26 protein-coding genes are annotated in these 26480 nt (G+C 69.3%); 16 read left to right on the top strand and 10 right to left on the bottom strand.

The window, feature by feature from the left end; genetic code table 11:
• Positions 1-105: 105 nt before the first annotated feature.
• Complete coding sequence (locus EV379_RS13570) at positions 106-1023, bottom strand: DMT family transporter (RefSeq protein WP_130506602.1); 918 nt, start codon at positions 1021-1023, stop codon at positions 106-108.
• Between the two features lie 39 nt (positions 1024-1062).
• Here EV379_RS13570 and EV379_RS13565 point away from each other — a divergent pair, with 39 nt between their 5' ends.
• From EV379_RS13565 to EV379_RS13555, 3 genes are all read left to right on the top strand, one after another.
• A complete protein-coding gene (locus tag EV379_RS13565) occupies positions 1063-1578 on the top strand; it encodes a MarR family winged helix-turn-helix transcriptional regulator (protein ID WP_130506601.1) in 516 nt (171 codons plus the stop codon).
• Positions 1579-1640: 62 nt separating this feature from the next.
• Positions 1641-3080: an argininosuccinate synthase gene (gene argG / locus EV379_RS13560; protein ID WP_130506600.1), complete on the top strand. Its 1440-nt coding sequence runs from the start codon at positions 1641-1643 to the stop codon at positions 3078-3080.
• 203 nt (positions 3081-3283) lie between these two features.
• On the top strand, positions 3284-3796 hold the full coding sequence (locus EV379_RS13555) for a Dps family protein (RefSeq protein WP_130506599.1): 513 nt from the start codon (positions 3284-3286) through the stop codon (positions 3794-3796).
• Between the two features lie 12 nt (positions 3797-3808).
• On the opposite strand, the gene EV379_RS17250 is transcribed toward EV379_RS13555, so the two are convergent.
• Complete coding sequence (locus tag EV379_RS17250; RefSeq protein ID WP_165397369.1) at positions 3809-3985, bottom strand: hypothetical protein; 177 nt, start codon at positions 3983-3985, stop codon at positions 3809-3811.
• A gap of 236 nt (positions 3986-4221) precedes the next feature.
• Between EV379_RS17250 and EV379_RS13550 the strand changes: the two genes are divergently transcribed.
• The 6 genes from EV379_RS13550 to mnhG are packed head-to-tail and all read left to right on the top strand — an operon-like array spanning position 4222 to position 10695.
• Positions 4222-7146 carry a Na+/H+ antiporter subunit A gene (locus EV379_RS13550; protein WP_165397368.1) on the top strand — a complete coding sequence of 975 codons (2925 nt, stop codon included), beginning with the start codon at positions 4222-4224 and terminating at the stop codon, positions 7144-7146.
• Entirely contained in the window at positions 7143-7736 is a 594-nt protein-coding gene (locus EV379_RS13545) for a sodium:proton antiporter (protein ID WP_130506598.1), read from the top strand. The genes EV379_RS13550 and EV379_RS13545 overlap by 4 nt, the downstream gene beginning before the upstream one ends.
• Positions 7736-9304 carry a Na+/H+ antiporter subunit D gene (locus tag EV379_RS13540; protein ID WP_130506597.1) on the top strand — a complete coding sequence of 523 codons (1569 nt, stop codon included), beginning with the start codon at positions 7736-7738 and terminating at the stop codon, positions 9302-9304. The genes EV379_RS13545 and EV379_RS13540 overlap by 1 nt, the downstream gene beginning before the upstream one ends.
• Positions 9301-9993 carry a Na+/H+ antiporter subunit E gene (locus tag EV379_RS13535; RefSeq protein ID WP_130506596.1) on the top strand — a complete coding sequence of 231 codons (693 nt, stop codon included), beginning with the start codon at positions 9301-9303 and terminating at the stop codon, positions 9991-9993. Before EV379_RS13540 ends, EV379_RS13535 begins: the two co-directional genes overlap by 4 nt.
• Position 9994: 1 nt before the next feature.
• Positions 9995-10267, top strand: coding sequence for an MrpF/PhaF family protein (locus tag EV379_RS13530; protein WP_130506595.1), 273 nt, complete (start codon positions 9995-9997; stop codon positions 10265-10267).
• On the top strand, positions 10264-10695 hold the full coding sequence (gene mnhG / locus EV379_RS13525; RefSeq protein WP_130506594.1) for a monovalent cation/H(+) antiporter subunit G: 432 nt from the start codon (positions 10264-10266) through the stop codon (positions 10693-10695). Before EV379_RS13530 ends, mnhG begins: the two co-directional genes overlap by 4 nt.
• Positions 10696-10763: 68 nt before the next feature.
• Here the strand turns inward: mnhG and EV379_RS13520 are convergent, their stop codons facing one another.
• Positions 10764-11297, bottom strand: a complete 534-nt coding sequence (locus tag EV379_RS13520; RefSeq protein ID WP_242616384.1) for a MarR family winged helix-turn-helix transcriptional regulator — start codon at positions 11295-11297, stop codon at positions 10764-10766.
• Between the two features lie 112 nt (positions 11298-11409).
• Between EV379_RS13520 and EV379_RS13515 the strand changes: the two genes are divergently transcribed.
• The gene (locus EV379_RS13515) at positions 11410-11985 is read left to right on the top strand and encodes an NADPH-dependent F420 reductase (protein ID WP_130506593.1); all 576 of its coding nucleotides are present in this window, start codon (positions 11410-11412) and stop codon (positions 11983-11985) included.
• A gap of 78 nt (positions 11986-12063) precedes the next feature.
• Here the strand turns inward: EV379_RS13515 and EV379_RS13510 are convergent, their stop codons facing one another.
• On the bottom strand, positions 12064-12888 hold the full coding sequence (locus EV379_RS13510) for an MBL fold metallo-hydrolase (RefSeq protein WP_130506592.1): 825 nt from the start codon (positions 12886-12888) through the stop codon (positions 12064-12066).
• Positions 12889-12951: 63 nt separating this feature from the next.
• On the opposite strand from EV379_RS13510, the gene EV379_RS13505 reads away from it, so the two are divergent.
• Positions 12952-13698, top strand: coding sequence for an NUDIX domain-containing protein (locus EV379_RS13505; protein ID WP_130506591.1), 747 nt, complete (start codon positions 12952-12954; stop codon positions 13696-13698).
• Positions 13699-13708: 10 nt separating this feature from the next.
• Here EV379_RS13505 and EV379_RS13500 read toward each other — a convergent pair whose 3' ends face one another.
• Positions 13709-14134: a DUF1801 domain-containing protein gene (locus tag EV379_RS13500; RefSeq protein ID WP_130506590.1), complete on the bottom strand. Its 426-nt coding sequence runs from the start codon at positions 14132-14134 to the stop codon at positions 13709-13711.
• Between the two features lie 12 nt (positions 14135-14146).
• Positions 14147-15145, bottom strand: a complete 999-nt coding sequence (locus EV379_RS13495; RefSeq protein WP_130506589.1) for a LacI family DNA-binding transcriptional regulator — start codon at positions 15143-15145, stop codon at positions 14147-14149.
• Positions 15146-15331: 186 nt separating this feature from the next.
• Here EV379_RS13495 and EV379_RS13490 point away from each other — a divergent pair, with 186 nt between their 5' ends.
• From EV379_RS13490 to araA, 3 genes are read left to right on the top strand one after another with little or no spacing between them, the layout of a single operon-like run.
• On the top strand, positions 15332-17083 hold the full coding sequence (locus EV379_RS13490; protein WP_130506588.1) for a ribulokinase: 1752 nt from the start codon (positions 15332-15334) through the stop codon (positions 17081-17083).
• Positions 17084-17086: 3 nt separating this feature from the next.
• Entirely contained in the window at positions 17087-17806 is a 720-nt protein-coding gene (locus EV379_RS13485; RefSeq protein WP_130506587.1) for an L-ribulose-5-phosphate 4-epimerase, read from the top strand.
• Complete coding sequence (gene araA / locus EV379_RS13480) at positions 17806-19323, top strand: L-arabinose isomerase (RefSeq protein ID WP_130506586.1); 1518 nt, start codon at positions 17806-17808, stop codon at positions 19321-19323. Before EV379_RS13485 ends, araA begins: the two co-directional genes overlap by 1 nt.
• 74 nt (positions 19324-19397) lie before the next feature.
• Here araA and EV379_RS13475 read toward each other — a convergent pair whose 3' ends face one another.
• The 4 genes from EV379_RS13475 to EV379_RS13460 form a co-directional block, all read right to left on the bottom strand.
• The gene (locus tag EV379_RS13475; protein ID WP_130506585.1) at positions 19398-20012 is read right to left on the bottom strand and encodes a dihydrofolate reductase family protein; all 615 of its coding nucleotides are present in this window, start codon (positions 20010-20012) and stop codon (positions 19398-19400) included.
• Positions 20013-20127: 115 nt separating this feature from the next.
• The gene (locus tag EV379_RS13470; protein ID WP_165397367.1) at positions 20128-21444 is read right to left on the bottom strand and encodes an HNH endonuclease signature motif containing protein; all 1317 of its coding nucleotides are present in this window, start codon (positions 21442-21444) and stop codon (positions 20128-20130) included.
• Between the two features lie 123 nt (positions 21445-21567).
• Positions 21568-23067 carry a multicopper oxidase family protein gene (locus EV379_RS13465; RefSeq protein WP_130506583.1) on the bottom strand — a complete coding sequence of 500 codons (1500 nt, stop codon included), beginning with the start codon at positions 23065-23067 and terminating at the stop codon, positions 21568-21570.
• Positions 23051-23518, bottom strand: a complete 468-nt coding sequence (locus EV379_RS13460; RefSeq protein ID WP_130506582.1) for a hypothetical protein — start codon at positions 23516-23518, stop codon at positions 23051-23053. Before EV379_RS13460 ends, EV379_RS13465 begins: the two co-directional genes overlap by 17 nt.
• 196 nt (positions 23519-23714) lie before the next feature.
• On the opposite strand from EV379_RS13460, the gene EV379_RS13455 reads away from it, so the two are divergent.
• Both EV379_RS13455 and EV379_RS13450 read left to right on the top strand, forming a co-directional pair.
• Positions 23715-25784, top strand: coding sequence for a sensor histidine kinase (locus tag EV379_RS13455; RefSeq protein WP_130506581.1), 2070 nt, complete (start codon positions 23715-23717; stop codon positions 25782-25784).
• Positions 25777-26457 (top strand): response regulator transcription factor, encoded by a 681-nt coding sequence (locus EV379_RS13450; protein ID WP_242616383.1) that lies wholly within the window; start codon positions 25777-25779, stop codon positions 26455-26457. The genes EV379_RS13455 and EV379_RS13450 overlap by 8 nt, the downstream gene beginning before the upstream one ends.
• The last annotated feature ends 23 nt before the right edge of the window (positions 26458-26480 follow it).

Below are 26480 nucleotides of genomic sequence, written 5' to 3'. Positions count from 1 at the left end.
TGTTCTGTCCCCATTCAGAGCGTGGAGAACGGTCGACGACCGCTCGATGTTCGTTCACTGCGGCCCCCTCGGGTGGAGACGCCGGTGGTCGAGCGGACGAGCCCCTCAACCACCGTCTGTTTGCAGCTTAGGGGGGACGGTGGGGGAAGCGACAGGTGTGATTTCGGGGCCGGGGGCTCTGCCCGCGCGCTGGCCGAGCAGGATTCCGGCGAGGGTGAGCAGCACCCCGACGAGCTGCTGCGGCGTGAAGCTCTCGCCGGCGGCGGCGAGCCCGAGGAGCACGCCGGTGATCGGATTCAGCAGCCCGATCAGCCCGACCGTTCCGGCATCCAGATGTTTGAGCCCGGTGAACCAGGCGACGTAGGCGAGCGCCGTCGCGATGATCGACACATAGGCGAATGCGAGCAGCTGCGTGGTGTCCAGCGTCGGCGGTGCGCCCTCGACGATCACCGCGAGTGGGATGAGGCTGAGCCCGCCGGCGATCAGCTGCCATGAGGCCATCGAGATCACGTCGACGCCGCGTCCCCAGCGCTTGGTGAGCACGTAGCCGATCGACGACATCACCATCGCCGCGAGCGATGCGAGGACGCCCATGACGTTGACCGAGCCGGTTCCGGAGAACAGCATCGCGGCGACGCCGACGATGCCGAGCGCGGCGCCGAGCAGCGACAGCCAGCGCGGGCGCTCGCCGATGAGTGGCCACGCCAGCAACATCATCACGAGCGGGGCGGTCGCCATGATCGTTGCGGCGACACTCGTCGGCAGCAGCTGGGCGGCCACGTAGACGAGGGCCAGGAAGGCACCCATGTTGAGCGTGCCGAGAACGAAGGATTTGAGCCACCACCATCCCCGCGGACGGCGGCGGCGCAGAGCGAGGAGCAGCAGCCCGGCCGGAAGCGCCCGGATGGCCGCGCCCCAGAGTGGGTTGTCGGCAGGCAGGAACTGCTGGGTCACGAAGTATGTCGTGCCCCAGCTGATGGGCGCGATCGTGGTGAGGAGCACGTACCGCCATTTATCTTCCATGGAAGCTACTATAGTTGCCGCGGAAGATAACATGGCGGGATGTCGGAAATCCCTCGTGACCTCCCGCTCGACCGCGTCGCGCGCATCCAGGCGGAGTGGCGGCGCGAGCGGCCAGACGTCGACCCGTCGCCGCAGGGCGTCATCGGGCGGATGCACCGCATCACCGACTACCTGCGGGAGTCCATCGTCGAGGTGTACCAGCGCCATGGGATCGGCGAGGGGGAATTCGATGTGCTCGCGACGCTCCGCAGGGCGGGGGAGCCCTTCGAGCGCGCGGCGGGGGAGCTGGCCGATCACACCATGGTGACCTCTGGCGGTCTGACGAAGCGCGTCGACCGGTTGGAGAAGCGCGGCCTGGTCACGCGTCGGGTGAGCGAGCTGGACGGTCGGGCCCGCGTCGTCGCGCTCACCCCGGCCGGGCGCGAACTCGTCGACCGGGTGTTCACGGAGCACATGGAGAACGAGCACCGGCTGCTCAGCGTGCTGAACGCCGCCGATCTCGCGAGCATCGAGGGCGTGCTGACGCGCTGGCTGGCGGCCGTCGACGAGGGCTGAGCGCGGCATCCGGGGCTGGGCCGATGCCAGCGGAAACGCCCGCGTGGAATAAGGTTTTAGCTATGTCTAAGGTGCTCAGCTCTCTTCCTGTCGGCGAACGCGTCGGCATCGCCTTCTCCGGTGGTCTCGATACCTCCGTCGCCGTCGCCTGGATGCGAGAGAAGGGCGCGGTGCCCTGCACATACACCGCAGACATCGGCCAGCCGGACGAGCCCGACATCGACGCCGTCCCCGGCCGCGCGCTCGAGTACGGCGCCGAGATCGCCCGCCTCGTCGACGCCAAGTCGGCACTGGTCGAGGAGGGCCTCGTCGCCCTGGCCTGCGGCGCGTTCCACATCCGCTCCGGCGGCAAGACCTACTTCAACACCACGCCGCTCGGCCGTGCCGTCACCGGCACCATGCTCGTGCGCGCCATGAAGGAAGACGGCGTCGACATCTGGGGCGACGGCTCGACCTACAAGGGCAACGACATCGAGCGTTTCTACCGCTACGGTCTGCTCGCCAACCCGCGCCTGCGCATCTACAAGCCGTGGCTCGACAGCACCTTCGTGCAGGAGCTCGGCGGCCGCACCGAGATGAGCGAGTGGCTCGTCGCCCGCGGTTACCCGTACCGCGACTCGGCCGAGAAGGCCTACTCGACCGACGCCAACATCTGGGGCGCGACCCACGAGGCCAAGCTGCTCGAGGAGCTCTCCAGCGGCATCGAGCTCGTCACCCCGATCATGGGCGTCGCCAGCTGGCGCGATGACGTCGAGGTCGCGACCGAGGTCGTCTCGGTGCGCTTCGAGGCCGGCCGACCCGTCGCCATCAACGGCGTCGAGTTCGCCGACCCCGTCGCGCTCGTGCTCGAGGCCAACAAGATCGGTGGCCGTCACGGCCTCGGCATGTCCGACCAGATCGAGAACCGCATCATCGAGGCGAAGAGCCGCGGCATCTACGAGGCCCCCGGCATGGCGCTGCTGCACATCACCTACGAGCGCCTGCTGAACGCGATCCACAACGAGGACACCGTCGCCAACTACCACGAGCAGGGCCGCCGCCTCGGCCGCCTGATGTACGAGGGCCGCTGGCTCGACCCGCAGTCGCTCATGCTGCGCGAGTCCATTCAGAAGTGGGTCGGCTCCGCCGTCACCGGTGAGGTCACCGTCAAGCTCCGCCGCGGCGACGACTACACGATCCTCAACACAACGGGCCCGCACCTCAGCTACCACCCGGACAAGCTCTCGATGGAGCGCGTCGGCGACTCGGCCTTCGGCCCGGACGACCGCATCGGCCAGCTCACCATGCGCAACCTCGACATCGCCGACTCGCGTTCGCGGCTCGAGCAGTACGCGTCGGCCGGCATCATCGGCGGAGCGACCGCCGAGCTCGTCGGCAAGCTCGAATCGGGTGCAGCCAGCGACATCCTCGAGATCGGTCACCCGGATGCCGCGACCGATGCCCTGGAGCGGGCGACCGACGTCGCCTCCGAGGGCGCAGCCTTCGACTCCGGCACCGACTAACGGGAGGCGATTCCCGCGAAGGGAGGCCAGATTCTTCGAATCTGGCCTCCCTTCGGCGTTTCCGCCTCCGCCGGTGCTGGGTATCTCCGGAGTCTTCACGACACCCCCTGTGCGTGGGCCGGTGGCGGGGTTAGCCTCGAAGGAGCGCCCCGGGCTCTGCCCCACCGAGCAGGGCAGGGGTGGCTCGACGGAAGGAAGGCACGATGACCGACACTCTGGAACGCCCAACGACGAAGCACGCGCGCAAGAAGGCAACGGCGAGCCCGTTCACCGCATCGAAGAAACTCAGTGACGCCCTGCAGCAGGTGCTCGTCGAACTTCTGGAACTGCAGCTACAGGGCAAGCAGGCGCACTGGAACGTGGTCGGCAAGAACTTCCGCGATCTGCACCTGCAGCTCGACGAGATCATCGACTCCGCACGCGAGTTCTCCGACGTCGTGGCCGAACGCATGCGTGCGTTGCACTCGGTTCCGGACGGCCGGAGTGACACGATCGCGGCCACCACGACGCTGCCCGTCTACCCGGCGGGCGAGACGGACACGGCGGAGACCGTCGACCTCATCACCGCCAGGCTGCAGGCCGTCGCAGGCACCGCCCGTTCTGTGCACGACGTCGTCGACGCCGCAGACCCGACGAGCGCCGACATCCTGCACACGATCATCGAGAAGATCGAACAGTACGCCTGGATGGTCGGGGCGGAGAACCGCACGCCGTAGCCGAACCGTGCCTCAGAGGCCGTCGAGCACCGCCTCGATGTCGCTGAGGTCAAGGCCCGTCGCATTCGCGAGATCGCCGTTCATCAGCCCCTGCAGATGAGCGGCGGTCGCGCGGTGCAGGGGAATGCTCGATCCACGCAGGCAGTCATCGCAATTGCACCCGGACGGATCGATTGTCGTGCCGGTCATGGCCAAATCATTCGTTGTCACAGCGTGCCCCCTCAAGCTCGTAGGCAGAGCTTACGTGGTGTTGGCGTGCCCCGCGAATGGGGGATGTCCCTGAGATGACCCTGAGCGGTCGGCGCGAGCCTGAAATGCTCCAGCGCGGTGCCCCTGACTCGGCTGCAACATTCGAGTTTAGTCGAAGACGCGCAGGGGTGTGCCTTGGTATTCTGTAGCCACACGACGACTGGCGGGGGAGATTGATGATCTTCTCCCTTGTGGCGGTCGGACTTCTCGCGATTCTCACCCCGCTGCTGGCGACATGGCTCAAGGCTCGCGTCTTCTGGGTGATCGCCCTGGCGCCGGCCGCGTTGTTCGCGGTGACGCTCGCGCAGGCGCCCGGCATCCTGGCCGGCACCCCCGTCACCGAGTCCGTCGAGTGGATCCCGCAACTCGGCATCTCTCTCAGCTTCCGCATCGACCCGTTGTCGCTGCTCCTCGCCCTCATCGTCACGGGTGTCGGTGCGCTCGTGCTGGCCTACTGCGCGCGGTATTTCAGCGACGACGAGCCGGGCCTCGGCCGCTTCGCCGCCCTGCTGCTCGCCTTCGCCGGGGTGATGTACGGCCTCGTCACGAGCGACGACGTGATCGTCATGTTCGTGTTCTGGGAGGCCACGAGCGTGCTCTCCTACCTGCTGATCGGGCACCACACCGGCCGCCGATCCAGCCGCGGTGCCGCGCTGCAGGCGCTGACCGTGACCACATTCGGCGGGCTCGCGATGCTCGTCGGCATCGTCATGCTCTCGGTCGCGGCCGGCTCGACATCGCTCACCGAGATCGTGGCAAACCCGGTCGGCGGGGTGTTCGGCCAGGTCGCGATCGTGCTCGTGCTGCTCGGCGCGCTGAGCAAGAGCGCGCTCGTTCCGTTCCACTTCTGGCTGCCCGCCGCGATGGCCGCGCCCACCCCGGTCAGCGCGTACCTGCACGCCGCCGCCATGGTCAAGGCCGGCATCTACGTCATCGCCCGCTTTGCCCCCGGCTACGCCGACCAGCCGCTCTGGCAGCCGATCCTCGTGACGGTGGGTGTGCTGACCATGCTCGTCGGCGGCTGGCGCGCGATGCGCCAGTACGACCTCAAACTGCTCCTCGCCTACGGCACCGTCAGCCAGCTCGGCTTCCTCACGATCATGCTCGGCTTCGGCACCAGGGACGCAGCACTGGCCGGTGCCGCCCTGCTGCTCGCGCACGCGCTCTACAAGGCAACGCTCTTCCTCGTCGTCGGCATCATCGACCACGCGACGGGCACCAGAGACTGGCGCAAGCTCTCCGGGCTCGGCCGACGGATGCCGCTGCTCGCGACGACGGCCGGCATCGCCGTCGCCTCGATGGCCGGCCTGCCCCCGCTGCTCGGATTCGTGGCGAAGGAGAGCGTGTTCGGCTCGCTGCTGGAATCGACGACGGGGCCGGACGAGTTCTGGGCCTGGGCCGCCCTCTCCGGTGTCATCGTCGGCTCCGTGCTGACCGTCGCGTACAGCCTCCGGTTCTTCTGGGGTGCCTTCTTCAGCAAGCCAGACGTCGGGGCCATGGAGCTGCACCCGACCGGTTCCAGCATCCTGCTCGGGCCGATCGTGCTCTCGCTCGCCACGATCGGCGGGGGGCTTGCGGCATCCGTCGTCGAGACGCTCGTCGCCCCGTACGCGGACACGCTGCCCGGCCCGCACGAGCAACACCTGGCGCTCTGGCACGGCTTCGAGCCGGCGCTGGCGATCTCGGCCGTCGTGCTGCTGCTCGGATTCCTCGTGCTGCTGCGCCGTCGTCAGGTGGCCAGGCTGCAGGCCAAGGTCCCGGCGACGCTCGACGCCGCCCGCGACTACGTGCAGTTCATGCGCGCGCTCGACCGCTTCGCCGCTGTGCTCACCACGCGCATCCAACGAGGTGGCCTGCCCGCCTACCTGGCCGTGATCATCGGCGTCTTCGTGCTCGGTCTCGGCCTCTCTGCCGCGGTCAACCGCAGCTGGCCGGATGGCGTCGTGCCATGGGACTATGCCGTCCAGCCCTTCATCGCGCTGGTGATGGCCATGGCCGCGATCGGTGCAGCCGTCGCCGGGCACCGGATGACGGCCGTGCTCCTCGTCGGCGTGACCGGCTACGGCCTCGTGCTGCTCTTCGCGATGGGCGGTGCGCCGGACCTGGCACTCACCCAGGCGCTCGTCGAGACGCTCACCATCGTCGTCTTCGTGCTCGTGCTGCGCCGGCTGCCGCAGCAGATGGCTGTGCGCAACAAGTCTGTGCACAAGGGGCTGCGTGCCGTGCTCGGCATCCTCGCCGGAACGGTGATGGCCGTGATCGCGGTGATCGCCCTCGGCGCCCGCGAGGCGGCATCCATCTCGGCCGGGCTGCCTGGCCTTGCCGCCGAGGCGCACGGCAAGAACATCGTCAACGTGATGCTCGTCGACATCCGCGCATGGGACACCATGGGCGAGGTCGCGGTGCTCGTCGCCGTGGCGACCGGTGTCGCGAGCCTGGTGTTCATCTCCGGCCGCGCCGCACCCGTCGAGCGCATGGAGGGCGGCGGCGAACGCCGGAACCGCCCCGTGCTGAACGCGAGCGCGGTGTCACGGCAGACCTGGCTGCTCGCCGGGCGGACGCTCTCCCCGCAGAACCGCTCGATCATCATCGAGGTGCTCGTCCGGCTGCTGTTCCACCCCGCCATCATCGTCTCGATCTACCTGCTCTTCGTCGGCCACAACCAGCCGGGCGGTGGCTTCGCCGGTGGCCTGCTGGCCGGCCTCGCCCTCGTCGCCCGGTATCTGGCCGGCGGCCGCTACGAGCTGGCTGAGGCCGTGCCGATCGACGCGGGCAAGCTGCTCGGAACGGGCCTGCTGCTGGCCGTCGGTACCGCGCTCAGCTCGATGTTCTTCGGGCTGGAGGTGTTGGAGTCCTCGTGGTTCGAGGCGAGCATCCCCGTGCTCGGCGAGATCTCGATCGGCACATCGACGATCTTCGACATCGGTGTCTACCTCGTGGTGTTCGGGCTCGTGCTCGACATCCTGCGCAGCCTCGGCAGCGAGGTCGACCGGCAGCAGGAAGACCAGGACGACGGCGACGCCGAGGCCGAGTATGAGCGGCCGAGCAGCTCCGACGTCGACTCCGCCAAGCCGAACCCGGTCGAGGGGGAGCCAGCATGAACGCCTCGATGACCCTGATCCTGCTCATGGCCGTGATGTACGCCTCCGGCGTCTACGTGCTGCTCGAGCGCAGCCTCACCCGCGTGCTGATCGGCTTCCTCCTCGTCGGCAATGCCACCAACATCCTGTTGTTCCTGATGAGCGGTCGCCCCGGCCTCGGCCCGATCATGGAGGACGGCGTCGATCCATCCGAGATCTCCGACCCGTTGCCGCAGGCGCTGATCCTCACGGCCATCGTCATCAACCTCGGAATCACCGCGTTCATGCTCGCCCTCATCTACCGCTCCTGGTGGCTCGCCCAGCTCGGTGCCAAGGGCGACCTCATCGACGACGAGGAGCAGGATCTCGAGGACGCGCTCGCCTCCGCGGCGGAGCTGCGCCGCTCCGAGGCTGACGACACCGCCATCCAGGCCATCCTCGACGCCAGCGAGGAGCACCTCGACGCGGCCGGTGATGTCGACGACAGCGCCGACGACGCCGACGCGGATGCCGCTGAGCTGCTCGCCGAACTCACCGCGCTCGACGCACCGAGCGAACCGCCGCACGGCGGCCACGACAACGGCGACTCGAACAGGGAGGGAACCCGCTGATGCCCCAGCTCATCCCGCTCATGGTTCTCATCCCGCTGATCGCGGCCGCCCTCACGGTGATCCTCGGCCGCCAGCCGCGCCTGCAGGTGGCCATCAGCAGCACGGCGCTCACACTGACCGTCGCGATCAGCGCGGTCCAGCTCTGGCTGATCGACGTCAACGGCACCGCGGTCGTGGCCGTCGGCGGCTGGGCCGCCCCCTGGGGGATCGCCCTCGTCGTCGACCGGCTCTCGGCGATCATGCTGCTGATCTCGTCGATCATGCTGCTCGGCGTTCTCATCTACTCCATCGGCCAGGGCGTGGCCGACCGGCACCGCGAGACCCCGGTGTCGATCTTCCACCCCAGCTACCTGATCCTGTCCGCCGGCGTCTTCACCACCTTCATCGCCGGCGACCTCTTCAATCTCTACGTCGGCTTCGAGGTGCTGCTCGCCTCAAGCTATGTGCTGCTCACCCTCGGCGGAACGGGCGAGCGGATCCGCGCCGGCGTCACGTACATCATCGTCAGCCTCGTCAGCTCGCTGTTCTTCCTCGCCTCGATCGCGCTGATCTACGGTGCGACGGGCACCGTCAACATGGCCCAGCTCTCCGTGCGGCTGGGCGAGCTCCCCGCCGATGTGCAGCTCGTGCTGCACCTGCTGCTGCTGATCGGATTCGGGATCAAGGCGGCCGTGTTCCCGCTCTCGTTCTGGTTGCCCGACTCGTACCCGACGGCGCCTGCGCCGGTGACCGCCGTGTTCGCCGGCTTGCTGACCAAGGTGGGTGTGTACGCGCTCATCCGCACGGAGACGGTGCTCTTCGCGGGCCAGGACCTCAGCGCGCTGTTCCTGGTGGTCGGCAGCCTGACGATGGTCGTCGGCATCCTCGGAGCCCTCGCCCAGGCCGACATCAAACGACTGCTCTCGTTCACCCTGGTCAGCCACATCGGTTACATGCTGTTCGGAATCGGCCTGTCGTCGACGCTCGGCCTCGCCGCGACGATCTACTACGTCGTGCACCACATCACGGTGCAGACGACCCTGTTCCTCACGACCGGTCTGATCGAGCGCATCGGTGGTGCAACGTCGATCAACCGGCTCGCCGGGCTGCTCAAGGCGTCACCGCTCGTCGCGATCCTCTTCTTCATCCCGGCCCTCAACCTCGGCGGCATCCCGCCGTTCTCCGGCTTCATCGGCAAGGTCGGCCTGTTCGCCGCCGGCGTCGACGCGCCGAGCCCGCTGGTGTGGGTGGGCATCGCGGCCGGCGCCGTCACCTCGCTGCTCACGCTCTACGCTCTCGCCCGTTTCTGGAATATGGCCTTCTGGCGCGGTCAGAGCGAGCTCAAGGGTTACGAGTCCGTACTGATCGAGTCGCTGCAGGAGGCACCGGAGGCACCGGACACCTCCGTCGCGGTCAAGACGCGCACCGTTCCGGCGTCGATGCTCGCCGTCACGACCGGGATGGTGGCCCTCACGGTCGCACTGACCGTGTTCGCCGGCCCGCTGTTCGGCTTCGCCGAGCGTGCGGCCGAGAATCTGGAGACGCCGACGAGCTACATCGACACCGTCTTCCCCGGGGGTGTGCAGTGACCGAGCGCAATGGATCGATCCCACCGACACGGCCGACGATGCGCGGCGGCGTCATCCCGACCAACCGGGTTCCGAGTGGGCCCGCGTTCCCCGAGACGGAGCAGACGCACCGACAGAACCTGTGGCGGCAGTTCCCGCTGCTCGTGATCCTGGTCGTGCTGTGGATGCTGCTCTGGGACGACATCACCGTGATGACGGTCGTCACCGGAACGGCGCTGGCGCTGCTGGTGACCCGCGTCTTCTACCTGCCGCCGATCGCGCTGAGCGGGCGGCTCAACCCGTGGCGGCTGCTCATCTTCGTCGCTCGGATGGTCTACGACATCATCGTGGCGTCGGTGTTCGTGGCGTGGCTCGCCATCAACCCGCGCTACCAGCCGATCAACTCGATTCTGGCCATCAAGCTGCACACGCGCAGCGACCTCGTGATCACCCTCACCGCCGTCTCGATCTCGCTGGTGCCTGGCACCGTCGTCATCGATGCCGACCGGGAGCACGCGATCCTCTACATCCACGCGCTCGGCACCCGCACGAGCGAGGACATCGACCGGATCCGGCGTGAGGTGCTCGGCACCGAGGAGCGGATCGTCCTGGCGATCGGCGCGAAGGACGAGGCCGACGGGATCCGGGCCGACCGGCGTCAACGTGACGGCGGGGTCGGCACCGTCGGCGCCAGAAGGAAGGGAGACTGACATGTCGTTTCTCATGGTCGTCGCCGTGTTGGCCGGTGTGATGTTCGGCGTCGGCGCCCTGTGCGCCGTCTACCGCATCATCCGCGGGCCGTCGATCCTCGACAGGGCGCTGGCCGCCGACGTGATGCTCGCCATCGCGATCTGTGCGCTCGGCGCCGAGATGGCGATCAATCGGCACACCGACACACTGCCCGTTCTGCTGGTGTTGGCGATGTTCGCCATCGTCGGCTCGATCAGCATCGCGCGGTTCATGTCGAAGCAGGACGCGGCATGAACGAGATCGTCGCCGGCATCCTCATTCTGCTCAGCGCCTTCCTCTCGATGGCTGCCGGCATCGGCATCGTGCGCTTCCCCGACGTGCTCTCGCGACTGCACGCATCGACGAAGCCGCAGATCCTCGGTGTCGCGGCGATCTGTGTGGCGATCTGGCTGCTCAACCCCAGCTGGGGCGTCGCGTCGACGTTGATCCTGGTGCTCGGCTTCCAGATGATGACGCAGCCGATGACGGCGCACATGATCGGCCGCGCGGCGTACCGCACCGAGTACGTGCGCGCCGATCTGCTCATCGCCGACGAGATCGCGGATGCCGTGGACGCGGCGTCCGCCGCGGAGGCCGCCGACGCCGCCGACGCCGCCGAAGCAGCCGAGGCCGCCGCCGAATCGCGCAGCCCCGACACCCCCGGCGGGCCCGCGAACTCGTAGAAACCGTCGCCTCTGGCGCCGCGCGGGAGCCGATTCGACGAGTTCGGCGCCCCGCGGGGTCGGCGCGTCTAGGCCGTGGCGGCCTTGGCCGGGTGGCAGGCCGTCGCGGCGAGCTTGCCGTCTGGATCGAGTCGCTCAAGCAGGGAGCCGGCGATCAGGTAGAGCTGGTCGAGCTGCTCGGGGTTCAGCGCGTCGAGGACGACGGAGCGCACCGTGTCGTGGTGGCCGGGAGCCGCGGCGTCGAGCAGGGCGAGGCCGGCATCCGTGATGCGCGCGTTCGTGGCACGCCGGTCCTCGGGGCACGGGAAGCGCTCGACCAGCCCGCGCTCCTCGAGTCGGCGCACGACATGGGAGAGCCGGGGGAGCGTCGCGTTGGTGCTCGAGGCGATCGCGGTCATGCGGGCCGTGTGCGCCGCGGCATCCGCCAGCACCATGAGAACCGTGTACTCGAAGTGGGTGAGCTTGGCGTCGCGGAGCAGCTGCGCGTCCAGGGCAGGCGGCAGCAGCTCGACGACGGCGGCCAGGCGCTGCCATGCCGCCATCTCGTCCGGGGTCATCGGGCGCGCGTCGAGCGCGGGGGTCGTCGCACTGTTCTCGCTCATGTGACCATTCTAGCGGTTGTTCCGGCAATAGTTGACGCAACAAGTAAAAGGGTCTATGGTTTTACTTGTTGGAACAACTAAAGCGCCGCGGCGCAGATTGAAGGGCACTCACATGACAACGGTCAGCATCATCGGAAACGGCAACATGGGCACCGCGATCGGCGACATCGTCGCAGCCGGCGGAAACACCGTCGAGTTCATCGGCCGTGACGCGGATGCCGCCATCACCGGTGACATCGTCGTTCTCGCGGTCGGTTACCCCGCCGTCGCCGACATCATCGCCGCCCACGGCGAGAAGCTGGCAGGCAAGGTCGTCGTCGACATCACCAACCCGCTCAACTTTGAGACCTTCGACTCGCTCGTCGTCCCCGCCGACGGCTCTGCCGCGTCCGTGATCGCAGGCAAGCTGCCCGACTCCACCGTGCTCAAGGCCTTCAACACCAACTTCGCCGCGACCCTCGCGAGCAAGAGCGTCGGCGGCGCCGCTCCGACCACCGTGCTGATCGCCGGAGACGACGGCGACGCCAAGGCGCTCCTCGCCTCGGTGCTTGGTGCCGCAGGAGTCGACGCCGTTGACGCCGGTTCGATGGCCCGCGCCCGCGAGCTCGAGGCGATCGGCTTCCTGCAGCTGACGCTCGCCGTGCAGGAGAAGGTCGGCTGGGCTGCCGGCTTCGCGCTCACGAAGTAGGGCGAGCTCGTAGAAACGGTCACCTCCCGACTCGGGAGGGGACCGTTTCTGCGTGTTTGGGGAGGTGGCAGCCGCGGGCTAGTCGAGCAGGTAGACGAGCTGCGCCCGCACGGAGGCCTCGGCCGCTGGCAGGACGTGCGCGTCGACATCCGGGTAGACGATGGCGGTGATGCGCGCGACGAACGGCTCGTGGAGCGCCGGCGCCCCGCCCAGCTCGCCCTCGAGCACTGCGAGTGCCGCGCGCACCTCGTCGAGTCGCTGCATCCGGTGCTCTCGGTACTGCGCGCAGATCTCGGCCAGGCTCGGCAGCACCGGCCCGTGACCGGGCAGGACCAGTGCGGGGCCGATGGCCGCGAGGGTGTCGAGCGAGTCGAGGTACTCGGCCAGCGTGCTGTCCGGATGCGCGATGACGGTGCTCCCGCGGCCGAGGATCGTGTCACCCGTCAGCACGGCGCCAATCGCGGCGCTGCCGCTCGCCGCCGTGTCCAGCGGGGCGTCGTTGCCGAGCAGGAAGCAGACGGAGTCGGCGGTGTGACCTGGTGTTGCGACGACCCGAATGTCGACACCGGCGGCCGTGAGCTGCTCGCCGTCTCGGAGCGGCTCGCCACCGAAGCAGTGCGCCGGGTCGAGCGCGCGCACCGGGGCGCCGGTCAACGCGGCGAGCCGAGCGGACCCGGCCGTGTGGTCGGCGTGCCGGTGCGTGACGAGGATCAGCTCGACGGGGGTAGCGGCCAGGGCCTGCAGGTGTGCCTCGTCGAGCGGTCCAGGGTCCACGACGACGGATGCTGCACCACCGGGGGCGGCCAGCAGATAGGAGTTCGTCCCGTCGAGGGTCATCGGCCCGGGATTCGGCGCGAGCAGGCGCCGGGTGAGCCGGCTCGTGGCCACGATCGCTGCGCTCATGACGGCAGCCTACCCGCGCCGGCCGCCTCGTGCTGCCGTATTCTGGCTCCGAGAGGGGCGTCGATGGAAGCGAATGGACTCACCGCACCCGGCAACGCAATCGGGCTGGCCGCGACGGTCGTTCTGCTGCGCGATTCCGACGATTCCGGGGTCGAGGTTCTGCTGCTTGAGCGCCCGCACGACCGAGGGAGTTTCGCCGGTGCCTGGGTATTCCCCGGCGGCGCCGTCGACCCCGCGGATCTCATCGTGGCCGGGGCCGGCCCGTCTATCGTCGAGAGTCTGCTCGAGCTGCCCATGGGGGAGGAAGCCGCGGCGAGCCGCCGCGCAGCCGCACGCGAGACCCGCGAGGAGACCGGCCTGCTGCTGGATGAGGACACACTCGTGCCGGTGTCGCGCTGGCATCCGCCTCGGGAATCGCCGAAGCCGTTGCGCACATGGTTCTATCTGGCCGCGGCGCCGAGCGGGCCCATCGCGCTGGAGCCGAACGAGGCGGTTGCGCACCGCTGGGTCTCGCCGGAGGGTGCGCTCGCGATGCATGCAGCCGGCGAGCTCACGCTGTTCCCGCCCACCTGGGTCACCCTGTTCGGACTGATCGGAGTGCCATCAAGCGAGGACGCGCTGCGGGCGGCGCGGCTGCAGCCCATCGTCGAGTACGCGACCCGGTTCGCCCCCGACCGAACGGTCGCGCTCTGGCAGGCGGACGCCGCATACGGAGCGGACGGATCCGTCGACCCCGTGCTCCTCGATGCTCCCGGGCCGCGCCACCGACTCGACATGCGCGAGCTGCCCTGGCGGTACCTGCACGACTAAGGCGTGGCGCTCAGAGTCCGGAGAGTTCCCTGGCGCGGATCACCATGCGCTCCAGCGCGTCGAGGTCCAGATCGCTCGCCGAGCGGAAGCCGATGCTGGCGGCGCCGATCGTGACGGTGCCGAGCTCGGCGGCGTACTGCGCACCCAGGTAGCCGGCGGCATCAGCCGCGTTCACGTAGAGGCTGATGTGCCTCTTCTGTTGCGCGAGCCCGATCAGGAACCACTCGACGGCCTGGCCCTTCGGCCGGGGTTGGAGCAGATCGCCGTAGCCGATGATCGCCTGTTCCGTTCCGCCCCAGAACACCCCGCGCCAGAGCACACGCGAGAGGTCTGGCAGCGCGGCGCGGATCCGGGCGTCGACGGCGCGCATGGACGCTCCGGCCTCGCCCTCGATCGCGGCGAGGAACTCGTCGACATCGTCGTCAACCTTGTTCATCTGCCCAGCCTGTCACGCCCGCGCCGTCGATTCCCGCTCGACGAGCGTGAACGGCACGGTGATGTTGCGTGCAGGCAGTGGCTCGTCCCTGGCTGCGATCCGTTCTGCGAGCATCTGCACGGCCAGCGCGGCGATCTGCTCGCGACCCGGGCTGATCGTGCTGAGTGCAGGCAGCGAGTATCGGGACTCGTCGAGGTCGTCGAAACCGATCACCGAGACCTGCTCTGGCACGCGGATGCCGCGCTGCCCGAGTGCGCGCAGGGCGCCGAGTGCCAGCGCATCGTTGAAGGCGACGATGCCGTCGACCTCGACCCCCTCGGCGAGCAGGCGCTCCGTCTCGGCCGCGCCGTCGAAGCGGGTCCAGGTGGCGACGGGACGCACGAGCTCAGCGCGCTCGGCAGTGCCGGCGGCCTCGAGCGCCTGCCGGTAGCCGAGCAGGCGCAGGCTGGCGGCCCCCGACACGTCGCCGGGGCGGGCGCCGATCGCGGCGATGCGGGTGCGGCCGAGTCCGATGAGGTGCTCCGTCGCGGCGCGGATCGCCTCGGTGTTGCGCATGGTCACGTGGTCGACCAACGGCTCGCTCGTGCCGCCATCGAGCGTCGGGGCGAGCTGGGCGTAGAGACCGGTGTCCTCCTGCTCGGGGCCGAGCGTGCTGAACAGCATGCCGTCGACGAGCTGTGCCTTGCTGGCCCTGGCCGCCCCGGCATCCGAGCCCCGCGACTGCTCGATCAGCACGGAGAGACCCTCGCGGTCGGCGGCGTCCATCACGGCCTCGGCGAGTTCGGCGAAGTAGGGGTTCCGCAGGGTCGGCACGACGAGGCTGATGACGCCGGTGCGCCCGGTGCGGAGGTTGCGCGCGGTGAGATTCGGGCGGTAGCCGGTGGCCTCGATGGCGTCGAGCACGCGCTGCTTCGTGGCCGGGCGGATGTGCGGGTAGTCGTGGATCACATTCGAGACGGTCTTGATCGAGACGCCGGCGATGGCGGCGACGTCGGAGAGCGTTGCGGCCATGGGGTCCCCTTCTGGATCGGGCGCCGATCCGGCGCGGTATCCCAAGCTATCAGGCCCCGCGTAGACGGACCGTGCCGGGAATGTTACTCTTCTACAACGTTGTAGAAATCGGCGGTCACCCGTGCCGGCCGACTTCTGCGACCGACAGGATGGCGGCCGAACGGCCCAGACGAAGGAGTCCACGACGTGACCCCCAGCAGCACCCCCGCCCGCCCGGTGGCCGAGCATTCCGCTCAGACCGAGCAGTTCGTGATCGGTGTCGACTACGGCACCCTCTCCGGCCGTGCCGTCGTGGTGCGCGTCTCCGATGGGGCCGAGCTCGGCAGCGCCACCCTCGACTACCCGCACGCCGTGATGGACACCGTACTGACCGCTGGCCCGGCCGCGGCCGCCGGCGCGCCCGTCGCCCTCGCCCCTGACTGGGCGCTCCAGGTGCCAGCCGACTACGTCGCCGTGCTGAAGAGCGCCGTGCCTGCCGCCGTCGCGGCCGCCGGCATCGACCCAGCCCAGGTGATCGGCATCGCCACCGACTTCACCGCATGCACGATGGTGCCGACGCTCGCAGACGGCACCCCGCTGAACGAGCTGAACGAGCACGCCGACACACCGCACGCCTACGTGAAGCTGTGGAAGCACCACGCGGCCCAGCCGCACGCCGACCGCATCAACGCGCTCGCCGCCGAGCGTTCAGAGGCCTGGCTGCCCCGCTACGGCGGGCTCATCTCGAGCGAGTGGGAGTTCGCCAAGGGCCTGCAGCTGCTCGAGGAGGCGCCGGCGCTCTACGCCGAGATGGAGCACTGGGTCGAGGCCGCGGACTGGATCGTCTGGCAGCTCACCGGCGAGTACGTGCGCAATGCCTGCACCGCAGGCTACAAGGGCATCTGGCAGGACGGCGGCTACCCGTCACGCGACTTCCTCGCGGCGCTCAACCCCGACTTCGCCGGCTTCGTCAGCGACAAGCTCGAGCACCGGATCGGCCAGCTCGGTGATGCGGCAGGAGTGCTCAGTGCAGAGGCCGCAGCCTGGACGGGACTGCCGCAGGGCATCGCCGTGGCCGTCGGCAACGTCGACGCCCACGTCACGGCACCGGCGGCGCAGGCCGTTCTGCCAGGACAGATGGTCGCCATCATGGGCACAAGCACCTGCCACGTCATGAACTCCGACACGCTCGCAGAGGTGTCTGGCATGTGCGGCGTCGTCGACGGCGGCATCGTCTCCGGGCTCTACGGCTACGAGGCCGGGCAGTCGGGCGTCGGCGACATCTTCGCCTGGTACGTCAAGAACCAGGTTCCCGCCCGCTACGTCGAGGCCGCGGACGCCGCAGGCAGCAGCATCCACCAGTACCTCACCGATCTCGCCTACCGTGAGCCGGTCGGCGCGCACGGCCTCGTCGCCCTCGACTGGCAGAGCGGCAACCGCTCGGTGCTCGTCGATCACGAGCTCTCCGGCGTTGTGCTCGGCACCACCCTGACCACGCGAACGGAGGAGGTCTACCGCGCGCTGCTGGAGGCGACGGCATTCGGAACGCGCACCATCGTCGAGACCTTCAACGCCAGCGGCGTTCCGGTGACCGAGTTCATCGTGGCCGGTGGCCTGCTGAAGAACCCACACCTCATGCAGACGTACAGCGACGTGCTGCGGATGCCGATCTCCACGATCGCCAGCGAGCAGGGGCCGGCACTCGGCTCCGCCATCCACGCGGCCGTCGCCGCCGGGGCCTATCCGGACGTGCGCGCGGCCGGCCAGGCGATGGGCAAGCTCAACAAGAACGTCTATATGCCGAACGAGGCATCTGCAGATGCCTATGACGTGCTGTTCGCGGAATACACGCTGCTGCACGACTATTTCGGCCGCGGGGCCAACGAGGTGATGCACCGGCTGCGGGCGCAGAAGCGCGACGCGGTGGCCGCAGCATCCGCAACCTCAACGGAGGCGTGAGCGATGACTGACGTCACCACATTCTCTGCCGAAACGGAACGGGCCATTCAGGCTGTGCGCGAGGAGGTCGCCGCGCTGCACGGCGAGCTCGTGCGCTACGGCCTGGTGGTCTGGACCGGCGGCAACGTCTCCGGCCGGGTGCCAGGCGCCGAGCTCTTCGTGATCAAGCCGTCCGGCGTCTCCTACGACGATCTGGCGCCGGAGAACATGATCCTCTGCGACCTCGACGGTGTCGTCGTGCCCGGTTCGGCCGGCAGCGATCGCTCGCCGTCCAGCGACACCGCCGCCCACGCCTACGTCTACCGCAACATGCCTGAGGTCGGCGGCGTCGTGCACACGCACTCCGACTACGCGACCGCGTGGGCGGCCCGCGGCGAGGAGATCCCCTGCGTGATCACCGCCATGGCCGACGAGTTCGGCGGCCCGATCCCAATCGGCCCGTTCGCGATCATCGGTGACGACTCGATCGGCCGCGGCATCGTGCAGACCCTCAGCGGCCACCGCTCGCGGGCCGTGCTGATGCAGAACCACGGTCCGTTCACGATCGGAAAGGACGCCCGCGACGCGGTCAAGGCCGCCGTCATGGTCGAGGACGTTGCCCGCACCGTGCACATCGCCCGCCAGGGCGGCGAGCTGATCCCGATCCCTCAGGCCGCCATCGATTCACTCTTCAACCGCTACCAGAACGTCTACGGACAAGCACCCCAAGGAGCAATTGCGTAATGCCGAAACTCACCACGACACTCGACCACTACGAAGTCTGGTTCCTCACCGGCAGCCAGAACCTCTACGGCGAGGAGACGCTGCGTCAGGTCGCCGAGCAGTCCCAGGCGATCGCGCGCACGCTCGATGCCGCGGACGGCGTGCCCGTGAAGGTGGTTTGGAAGCCGGTGCTCAAGGACTCCGACTCCATCCGCCGCCTCGCCCTCGAGGTGAACGCCGCCGACAACGTGATCGGCGTCATCGCCTGGATGCACACCTTCTCGCCGGCCAAGATGTGGATCCACGGCCTCGACGCGCTGCAGAAGCCGTTGCTGCACCTGCACACGCAGGCCAACGTCGAACTGCCGTGGGGCGAGATCGACTTCGACTTCATGAACCTCAACCAGGCCGCCCACGGCGACCGGGAGTTCGGCTACATCCAGACCCGTCTCGGCGTCGTGCGCAAGACGGTCGTCGGCCACGTCACCGACCCGCGCGTCACCGCCGAGGTCGGCAGCTGGCAGCGGGCGGCGGCCGGTTGGGCCGCGTCCCGCACGCTCAAGCTCGCCCGCTTCGGAGACAACATGCGCTACGTCGCCGTGACCGAGGGGGACAAGACCGAGGCGGAGCTGCGCTTCGGCGTGCAGGTGAACACGTGGGGCGTGAACGAGCTCGCCGACGCCGTGCACGCGGCATCCGATGCCGACATCGACGCTCTCGTCGCCGAGTACGAGGAGCTCTACGCCGTGGCGCCCGAGCTGCGCCGCGGGGGAGAGCGCCACGAATCGCTTCGCTACGGCGCCGCGATCGAGATCGGCCTGCGCTCCTTCCTCGAGGAGGGCGGCTTCGGCGCGTTCACGACGAGCTTCGAGGACCTCGGCACCCTGCGCCAGCTGCCCGGCCTCGCCGTGCAGCGCCTCATGGCCGACGGCTACGGCTTCGGTGCCGAGGGTGACTGGAAGACGGCCATCCTCGTGCGCGTCGCCAACGTCATGGGTGCCGGCCTGCCCGGTGGCGCCTCGCTGATGGAGGACTACACCTACGACATGACCCCGGGCAACGAGTTGATCCTCGGTGCCCACATGCTGGAGGTGTCGCCCTCGCTGACGACCGCCAAGCCGACGCTCGAGGTGCACCCGCTCGGCATCGGCGGCAAGGAAGACCCGGTGCGCCTCGTCTTCACCGCCGACTCCGGCCCCGCCGTCGTTGTCGCCCTGAGCGACATGCGCGACCGCTTCCGCCTCGTGGCCAACGTCGTCGAGGTCGTGCAGCCGACGGCTCCGCTGCCGAAGCTGCCCGTCGGCCGTGCCGTGTGGAAGCCGGCGCCGGACTTCGCCACGAGCGCCGCGGCTTGGCTCACCGCCGGAGCCGCACACCACACGGTGATGTCGACGGCGGTCGGCATCGAGGTGTTCCAGGACTTCGCCGAGATCGCCCGCACCGAGCTGCTCGTGATCGACGAGAACACCGAACTGCGCGAGTTCGGGCGCGAGGTGCGCTGGAACCAGGCGTACTACCGCCTCGCTCAGGGCATCTAGCCGCCGGACTCGGCCAACGCCGCGGCATCCGCTCCTCACCGGGCGGATGCCGCGGCTCGGCTGGCTCGGGCTCGCTAGGCCTCGGGTTCGTCAGGCATGTCCATCGTCTGCACCTCGCCCGCGCGCTCGTAGATGAGCGACACCGCTCCCTTCTCGAAGCTGCGGGCCGGCTCCACCAACCGGAACGATGAGGGAACCGTGCCGACGTCGAACAGCCGTTTGCCCTGCCCGAACGCGACCGGGTAGAGCCACAGCTGCAGTCGATCGAGGAGCTCCTCGGCCAGCAGCGACCGCACGAGTTCGCCGCTGCCGATCACGGATACCCGATTGAACTCCTCGCGGAGCCGTCCTGCGGATGCGGCATCCGGCAGCACGGTCGTTCCCGCCCAGCTCGGATCGCTGAGCGTGCGAGAGACGACGAACTTCGGCACCGTGTTGAACTTCACCGCGATGGGGCCGTCACCCGCGGTCGGCCAGTACGACGCAAAAATGTCGTACGTCTTGCGCCCGAGCAGGAGCGCGTCGAGGTTGTCGAGGTCGGCGCCGATCGCCTCCCCGGACTCGTCGTCGAAGAACGGCGCCTGCCAGCCGCCGAACTCGAACCCATCCTCGCGGTCTTCCTCGCGGCCACCCGGGGCCTGATAGACGCCGTCCAGTGAGATGAACAGGCTTGCGCTGATGATGCCCATGATCGGATTGCTCCTTCCGCCGCGGCGAGGGCCACGGCCATCGACGTTCATTCTTCGCGCGCCGAACGCCCGCTGTCCAGCCCCGATGGCGAATCGCGAATGCCCCGTAGGGCGATCAGAAGGGTGCCGGCTCGACCTCAGCGATGTGCCCGGTCGGTGTCGTGATGGTGACGCGGCCGTCCGGCAGGCGGCTGTATTCGATGCGGCTGAGATTCTTGCGGCGGTTTCCGCGCTCGCAGAGGGGGAGAAGGTTGTCGTCGTTGGTGCGACCGCGGTCACGCACCCACTCTTCGAGGTGGTCGACATCTGTATCGTCGACCGGCCGAGAGCAGGTGGGGTCGATACAGCTCTCGTAGCGGAACGCGATCCAGTCGCGTTGCGCTGTGCTCGGGCGGTAGCGGGTGCGGTCGTAGCGGAGCCGCTCGCCCGTGAACGGATCGGTTGCCACGCGGCGGAACGACGGGGCCGACGCGATGAGCCGCGCCGCCGTGGCCTTGTCGACCGTTCCGTAGCCGCGCAGCTCGATGGGCTCGTCCCCGTCGGCGATGAGCGAGAGCAGGGGCACCAGCAGGATCGGGCGGACCTTCGCGGCCGTCGCCGTGCCATCGCCGGCGAGCCAGGCCACGGCCAGGTCGGCACGGATCTGGTCACGCGAGCGCCACTCCGGCTCGCCGATCGGGGTCTTCTTCTGCTCGGCGCGGGCGGTCGCATTCAGTCGGGACACGATACGCACGGCATCGGGTGCCGCGACGAGTGCGTGAATCCACGCCATGCCGTCTTCCTCGGGTTCGAACCACACGCGGCGCTCGGCGAACGCGCGGGTGTGGCGACTCTCGGCCGGCTCGGCTGAGAGTCGTTCCTTGAGGCGGCGGGCTCTGGCGCGGAACGCCGACAGCGTGAGGCTTCCGGCCGGCTCAGCCAGCTGTTCGTCGAACGCGCGCACGGCGTTGTCTTCTGACCAGCCGGTGATGAGTTCGAGCGCCGCGCCGACATGTGCGGCACTGGTCGCGCCACGTTGGAACGCGGCGTGCAGGCGCGGCATCCGGTCTTCGAGGGTCTGTGCCCGGAACGCAATGGTGCGCACCTGCGTCGAGGAGAGCTGCAGCCGGAGGCCGGCGTCGAAGGCCGCGGCATCCGCGGCGAGCTCGGGTGCGTCGGCGTGCGCCAGTCCGACAGGGCGCAGGTAGATCTCCGGCTTCGCTCTGGCGAGTCGGATCAGCTCGGCCAGCGCCGTCCAGAGCCGAGCCTGTGCTCGATTGCCGGCCGTGTGAGCGTCGACGGCCTGCTCGATGCGGTCGACGATCAGCTCAGCGCCATGAGGCGGCGGTGTCGGTGGTGCGGACCCTGGCGGGTGAGGCGGCGGGGCGTGCATGAGCAGCGGGCCGGGCAGATTGGTGGTGGGAGGTGCTTCGGGCGGGGATGACGGGTGCATCCACTTCTCCAGACTCATCGTTCGGCACGAGCGATCTCTGATGCACCCAGTCTAGCAAAAAAGTACGAAGAAATCGATGAAATCTCAGGAATCCGTCGCGCATTTCTTCTAGGCGATTACGATTCACTCCGGGTGGTTGCCCGCGTCGCCATTGATCGTGAATGGCGTCGTGACCCCGTCGTACATGACATGGGTGATCAGCCCGTCGACCGCGTGCTGGAGTGTGTGGCAGTGGTCGCTCCAGATGCCGGGGTTGTCGGCGACGAACGCGATCTCGTAGGACTCGTGCGGCCGAACATCGAGCGTGTCCACCCACCAGGGGCTGCCGCATGCCGCGACACCGTCACGAGAGAGCACCAGGGCGTGGTGCCCGTGCAGGTGCATCGGATGCACGTCGCCGGAGTCGTTGCGGATCCTCATCACGACGACATCGCCCTCGCTCACCGCGAACATCGGCACGTCGGGGAACATGCGGCCGTTGATGGTCCAGAAGTTGCCCGGTCGGCCGTCGATGATGCCGTAGCGGCGGGCGATCACGTAGTCGTACACGCGGTCGGGGCGGGACGGATCGATGCCAAGCGGCACCGGCGCGCCGTAGCTGAGAAGATCGAGGCGCTCGGCGGGCTGCCGCACCGGCTCCGTCACCGCGGCGCCGTCCGCCACGTCCCCGATCAGCACGCTGCGGGCGCCGCCCACCCTGAGCTGCGCCGCGCCCTGCTCTGGCGCCAGCATCGAGACGTCGGCGCGCCCGCCTGCCGGGATGAGGAGCGTGCGGTCGGTGACCTCGCCCGGTTCGCTCACCTCATGGCCGTCGACCGCGACGACGCGGAACGGGTCGGCCGACCAGACCGCGGCGGTGCCCTGGTCGGTGTTGATCACGCGCACCCGCACCTCCTGGCCGGGAGAGGCCGGAACCCGCTCGTCGGCCACCCGGCCGTTCAGCGTGTGCTGGCTGCCGTAGAGGTGCAGCAGGGCGATCAGCTCGGTGGCGGCATCCGGTGCGGCGTCGCCCGGCTCGATCACGACAGCACCGAGCAGGCCGCGCTGCACCTGCTCGTGCGAGAGCTGGTGCGAGTGGTACCAGTACGTCCCGGCGTCCGCGGCGACGAAGCGGTAGACGTAACGGCCGCCGACGGGAACCGCGTCCTGCGTGATGCCGGCCACCCCGTCGGCCGCATTCGGCACGTCGATACCGTGCCAGTGCAGCGTCGCGCCGGCTGCGACGGACTCGTTGATGAACACGACCTCGACGAGCTCGCCCTGCCTGGCTCGGATGACGGGGCCGGGGGACTGGCCGTTCACGGTGTACCCATCGACCGGGCGGCCACCAGGCACGTCGATGCGTTCCTGCCTGGCGACGAGTTCGACCCGCACATCGGCCGGGCGGTCTGCATCGGCGGTCAACGCCGTGACGCTCGTGCCGCCGGCGGCGGGGCCGTCGAGCGCGGCACTGGCGGGGACGGCGTGGCCCGCGTGGTCGGAATGGCCGGCAGACCCGCCCATCTCCATGACCGAGTACTCGCCCAGGAGCGTTCCCTGCCAGGCGACGAACGCGGCGAGCAGCGCGGTCGTGAGCGCGGCGCCGAGAAGCACGCGGCGGAAGACCTCACGCCGGGACGGCATCGGATGTCGCCTCCGCCACGGTCTTCCGCGCGGAGCGGCTCACCCGCAGCGCGGCGAACACGGAGGCGAGCAGCACGGCGAGGGCGTTCACCCCGTGCAGCAGACCCAGATACGGCAGATCGCGCAGCCCGAAGCCGGCCATCACCTGGAGGGCGATCAGCCCGAGCACGATCCCGGCCAGCAGCCGGGCGCCGCGCACGCGCACCCCGAATGCCACGAGGAACAAGGCGACGGCGGCGAGCGGGATCACCACGGCACCGACGATTGCGTGGATCCAGAAGCCGATCTCGCCGAGGTAGGTGAGCTGACCGCTCTCGATCAGCGCTTTGTCGACGACGCCGCCGTCCTGCACGAAGTGCACCATTCCGCCGACTCCGAACGCGATCGCGGCGGCCTGCACGGCGACGCCGCCGGCGATGACCCAGGCGATGACCGCATAGACCCTGTGCATGATGAACCTCCCTGTTCGTGCGGACGCGCGTTGCGGCATCCGTTTGGCTCACTCTCGCCCCGCGGCACCCCTCGCCGGAACGCGGCAGACCGCGCCTCGCGGCGCGGATCGGCGCAGCGCTCATGGCGGCCAGCCGCCAGCGAGGCACGGGGCAGGCCCCCTCCCGTAACGGCGCCGGGAGGAGGACGATGGGAGTGTGGATCGCAGGTGGTTGTGCCTTGCGACGTTCGGCCCGATCGGGGTCGCGTCTCTGCTCTACATCGTCGTCATGCGCGGCTTCATCGACCCAGACCTCAATTCGGATCACGGCCTCGCGTGGCCGCTGCTCGGCGCGCTGCCCCTGTTCGTCTTCGGAATGTGGCTGCTCACGGTGTCGGCGTCTCGGATCGCGCTGCTCATCGCGCTCGGGGCGACCGCGATGCTCGTCGGCTCTGCGTTTGAGACCTTCGTGCACCTCAACCTCGAGATCCTCACCGAGCCGTGGTTCCCGTTCGTCAACCTGCTCGGCCTGAGCGCCGACGCGGTGGCGACCTCGGCGCTGTTGGTGGTGTTCGCGACGTTCCCGGACGGCGTTCCGGAGCGTCGGTGGCAGCGGATCGCGGTCCTCTTCCTCTGGACCCCGGTTCTGGTCGGTCCGCTCACGCTGCTCACCACACCGCACATCGTCATGTCGCAGTTCATCGGCATCAGCGGCGAGTCGATCCCCAACCCGTACTTCGTGCCGTGGCTCGAGTGGGCCGCCCCCGCCGTCCACTATCTCGTCTTCCAGGGCTGGGCCGCTGTCGCGCTCGGCGTCACCGTGCTCGCCTCCCGAGTGTTCTTCGGACAGCCGGGGGTGCGTGCCCGCACCCGCGTCATGGGCCTCGCGGTCGGCTCTGCGATGGCGGCGTTCCTGCTGTGGACATTCGTGCCAGGCCTCTGGGGCGTCGAGTTCCTGGTCTACGCGTCAATGATCGCGATCCCGGTCGCGGCGATCCACGGCATCCTCCGCTACGGCGCCTTCGACATCGGGCCGGGCGAGCGCGGAGCACGCGTCGAGCGCGCGTCGACCCTGCTCATCACGGTCGTCTACGCGGCCGCGGTCGCGACGCCGGCGCTCCTGCTCACGCCCCCGCTCAGCACGCTCTCGGCGATCCTGATCACAACGCTGCTCGCGGTCGTGCTGCTGCCGGCCCGCAGCTGGATGCAGCTGCGCCTGCACCGCGCTCTGTTCGGCGACCGCGAGCAACACTTCGCGATGCTGAGTGAGCTCGGCGCGCAACTGGAGCGGGCAGGCGAGCCGCGCGAACTGCTGACCACCTTGGCCGAGGCGGTTCGCGGCGGCCTCGACGCGACGTGGGTGCAGATCCGGCTCGTCGGGGCGGATGCGGCGCTCGCCGGGACCTCGATCGGAGGCGCGGGGGAGCCGGTCGGCGACCCGGCCGAGTCCAGCGAGCTCGTGCGCGGCGAGGAGACCCTCGGCCGCATCGAGCTGGGGCCGAGGCGCCGCGGCGAGTACGGTGACGCCGAACGCGCGCTGCTCCGAACGGTCGCGGCTCAGGCGGCGGCATCCGTTGCCAATGTGCTCCTCAGCGCGCAGCTGGCCGAACAGCTCGATGAACTGCGCGCCTCTCGCGAGCGGCTCGTCGCGGTGCAGGATGACGAGCGCCGCCGGCTCGAGCGCGATCTGCACGACGGCATCCAGCAGAATCTGGTGGCGCAGATTGCGGGACTGCGGCTGGCTCGCAACCGCCTGCAGCGCGGGGAGCTCGCCGCAACTGAACTCATCGAACTTCAGGACCAGGCACGCGAGACCCTCACCGAGCTGCGGGAGATCACCCGCGGCATCCACCCCTCCGTGTTGAGCGACAACGGGCTGGTGGCCGCGGTCGAGTCGGGGATGGCACGGTTCCCGATCACGCTCACCGTCGAGGCCGACGCCGCGGTGCGCCGGGAACGCTACCCGGAGGACGTCGAGACGACGGCGTACTACGTGGTGCGCGAGGCGCTCGCGAACACGGCCAAGCACGCCCAGGCGACGAGGGCAACGGTCAGGCTGGAGCGGAGCAACGGGCAGCTGCGCATCGCGATCACCGACGACGGCCGCGGTATCGGCGCGATCAGGCCGGCCGCGGCGACGAGCGGCGGCCTCGCGAACATCCGCGACAGGGTGGCGGCGCTCCGCGGCACCGTGCAGGTGACGGCCGCCGTGCCGTCTGGCACGACCGTGCTCGCCGAGCTGCCGGTCGGCCACCCGCCCGCCGTGGACGGCGGCCGCGGTGGATGAGCAGGGGGTTGTGCGGGTTGTGATCGCCGAGGACAACTACCTCGTGCGGGAAGGGCTGCGCCGCCTGCTCGAAGACTCCGGAGAGATCGACGTCGTCGCGTCGACCGGCAACGCGGCCGAGCTGCTCGACGCGGTGCGGAGGTTCGCGCCGGATGCCGTGCTCACCGACATCCGGATGCCGCCGAGCCACCAGATGGAGGGCATCGAGGCCGCGCGCGCCATCCGCGCCGCCCATCCAGACATCGGCGTGGTCGTGCTCTCGCAGCATGCGGACGAGAGCTACGCCCTTGCCCTCTTCGCCGAGGGGGCTGCAGGGCTCGGCTACCTGCTGAAGGACCGCATCGGCGACCTGGAAGACCTGGTGCACGCGCTGCGCGAGGTGAGCGCGGGCGGATCGGTGATCGACCCGCAGATCGTCGACACGCTCGTGCGCCGCCGCAGCCGGGCCGGCGCGGCGAGCCCGCTCGCGGCACTGACCCCGCGCGAGCTCGATGTTCTGCGCGCGATGGCGGAGGGCAAGACCAACGCCGGCATCGAGCAGGCTCTGTTCCTGTCATCATCGACGGTCGAGAAGCACGTCAACGCGATCTTCACCAAGCTGCGCCTGCCGGAATCCGGCGTGCACCGACGGGTTGCCGCGGTGCTCGCGTTCATGCAGAGTGACAGCGAATGACCGCTCGATCGCCAGGAGGAACG

The organism is Microterricola gilva, from assembly GCF_004217495.1.
GTDB classification, from domain to species: Bacteria; Actinomycetota; Actinomycetes; order Actinomycetales; family Microbacteriaceae; genus Microterricola; species Microterricola gilva.
This window is presented reverse-complemented; position numbering and strand designations above follow the sequence as displayed.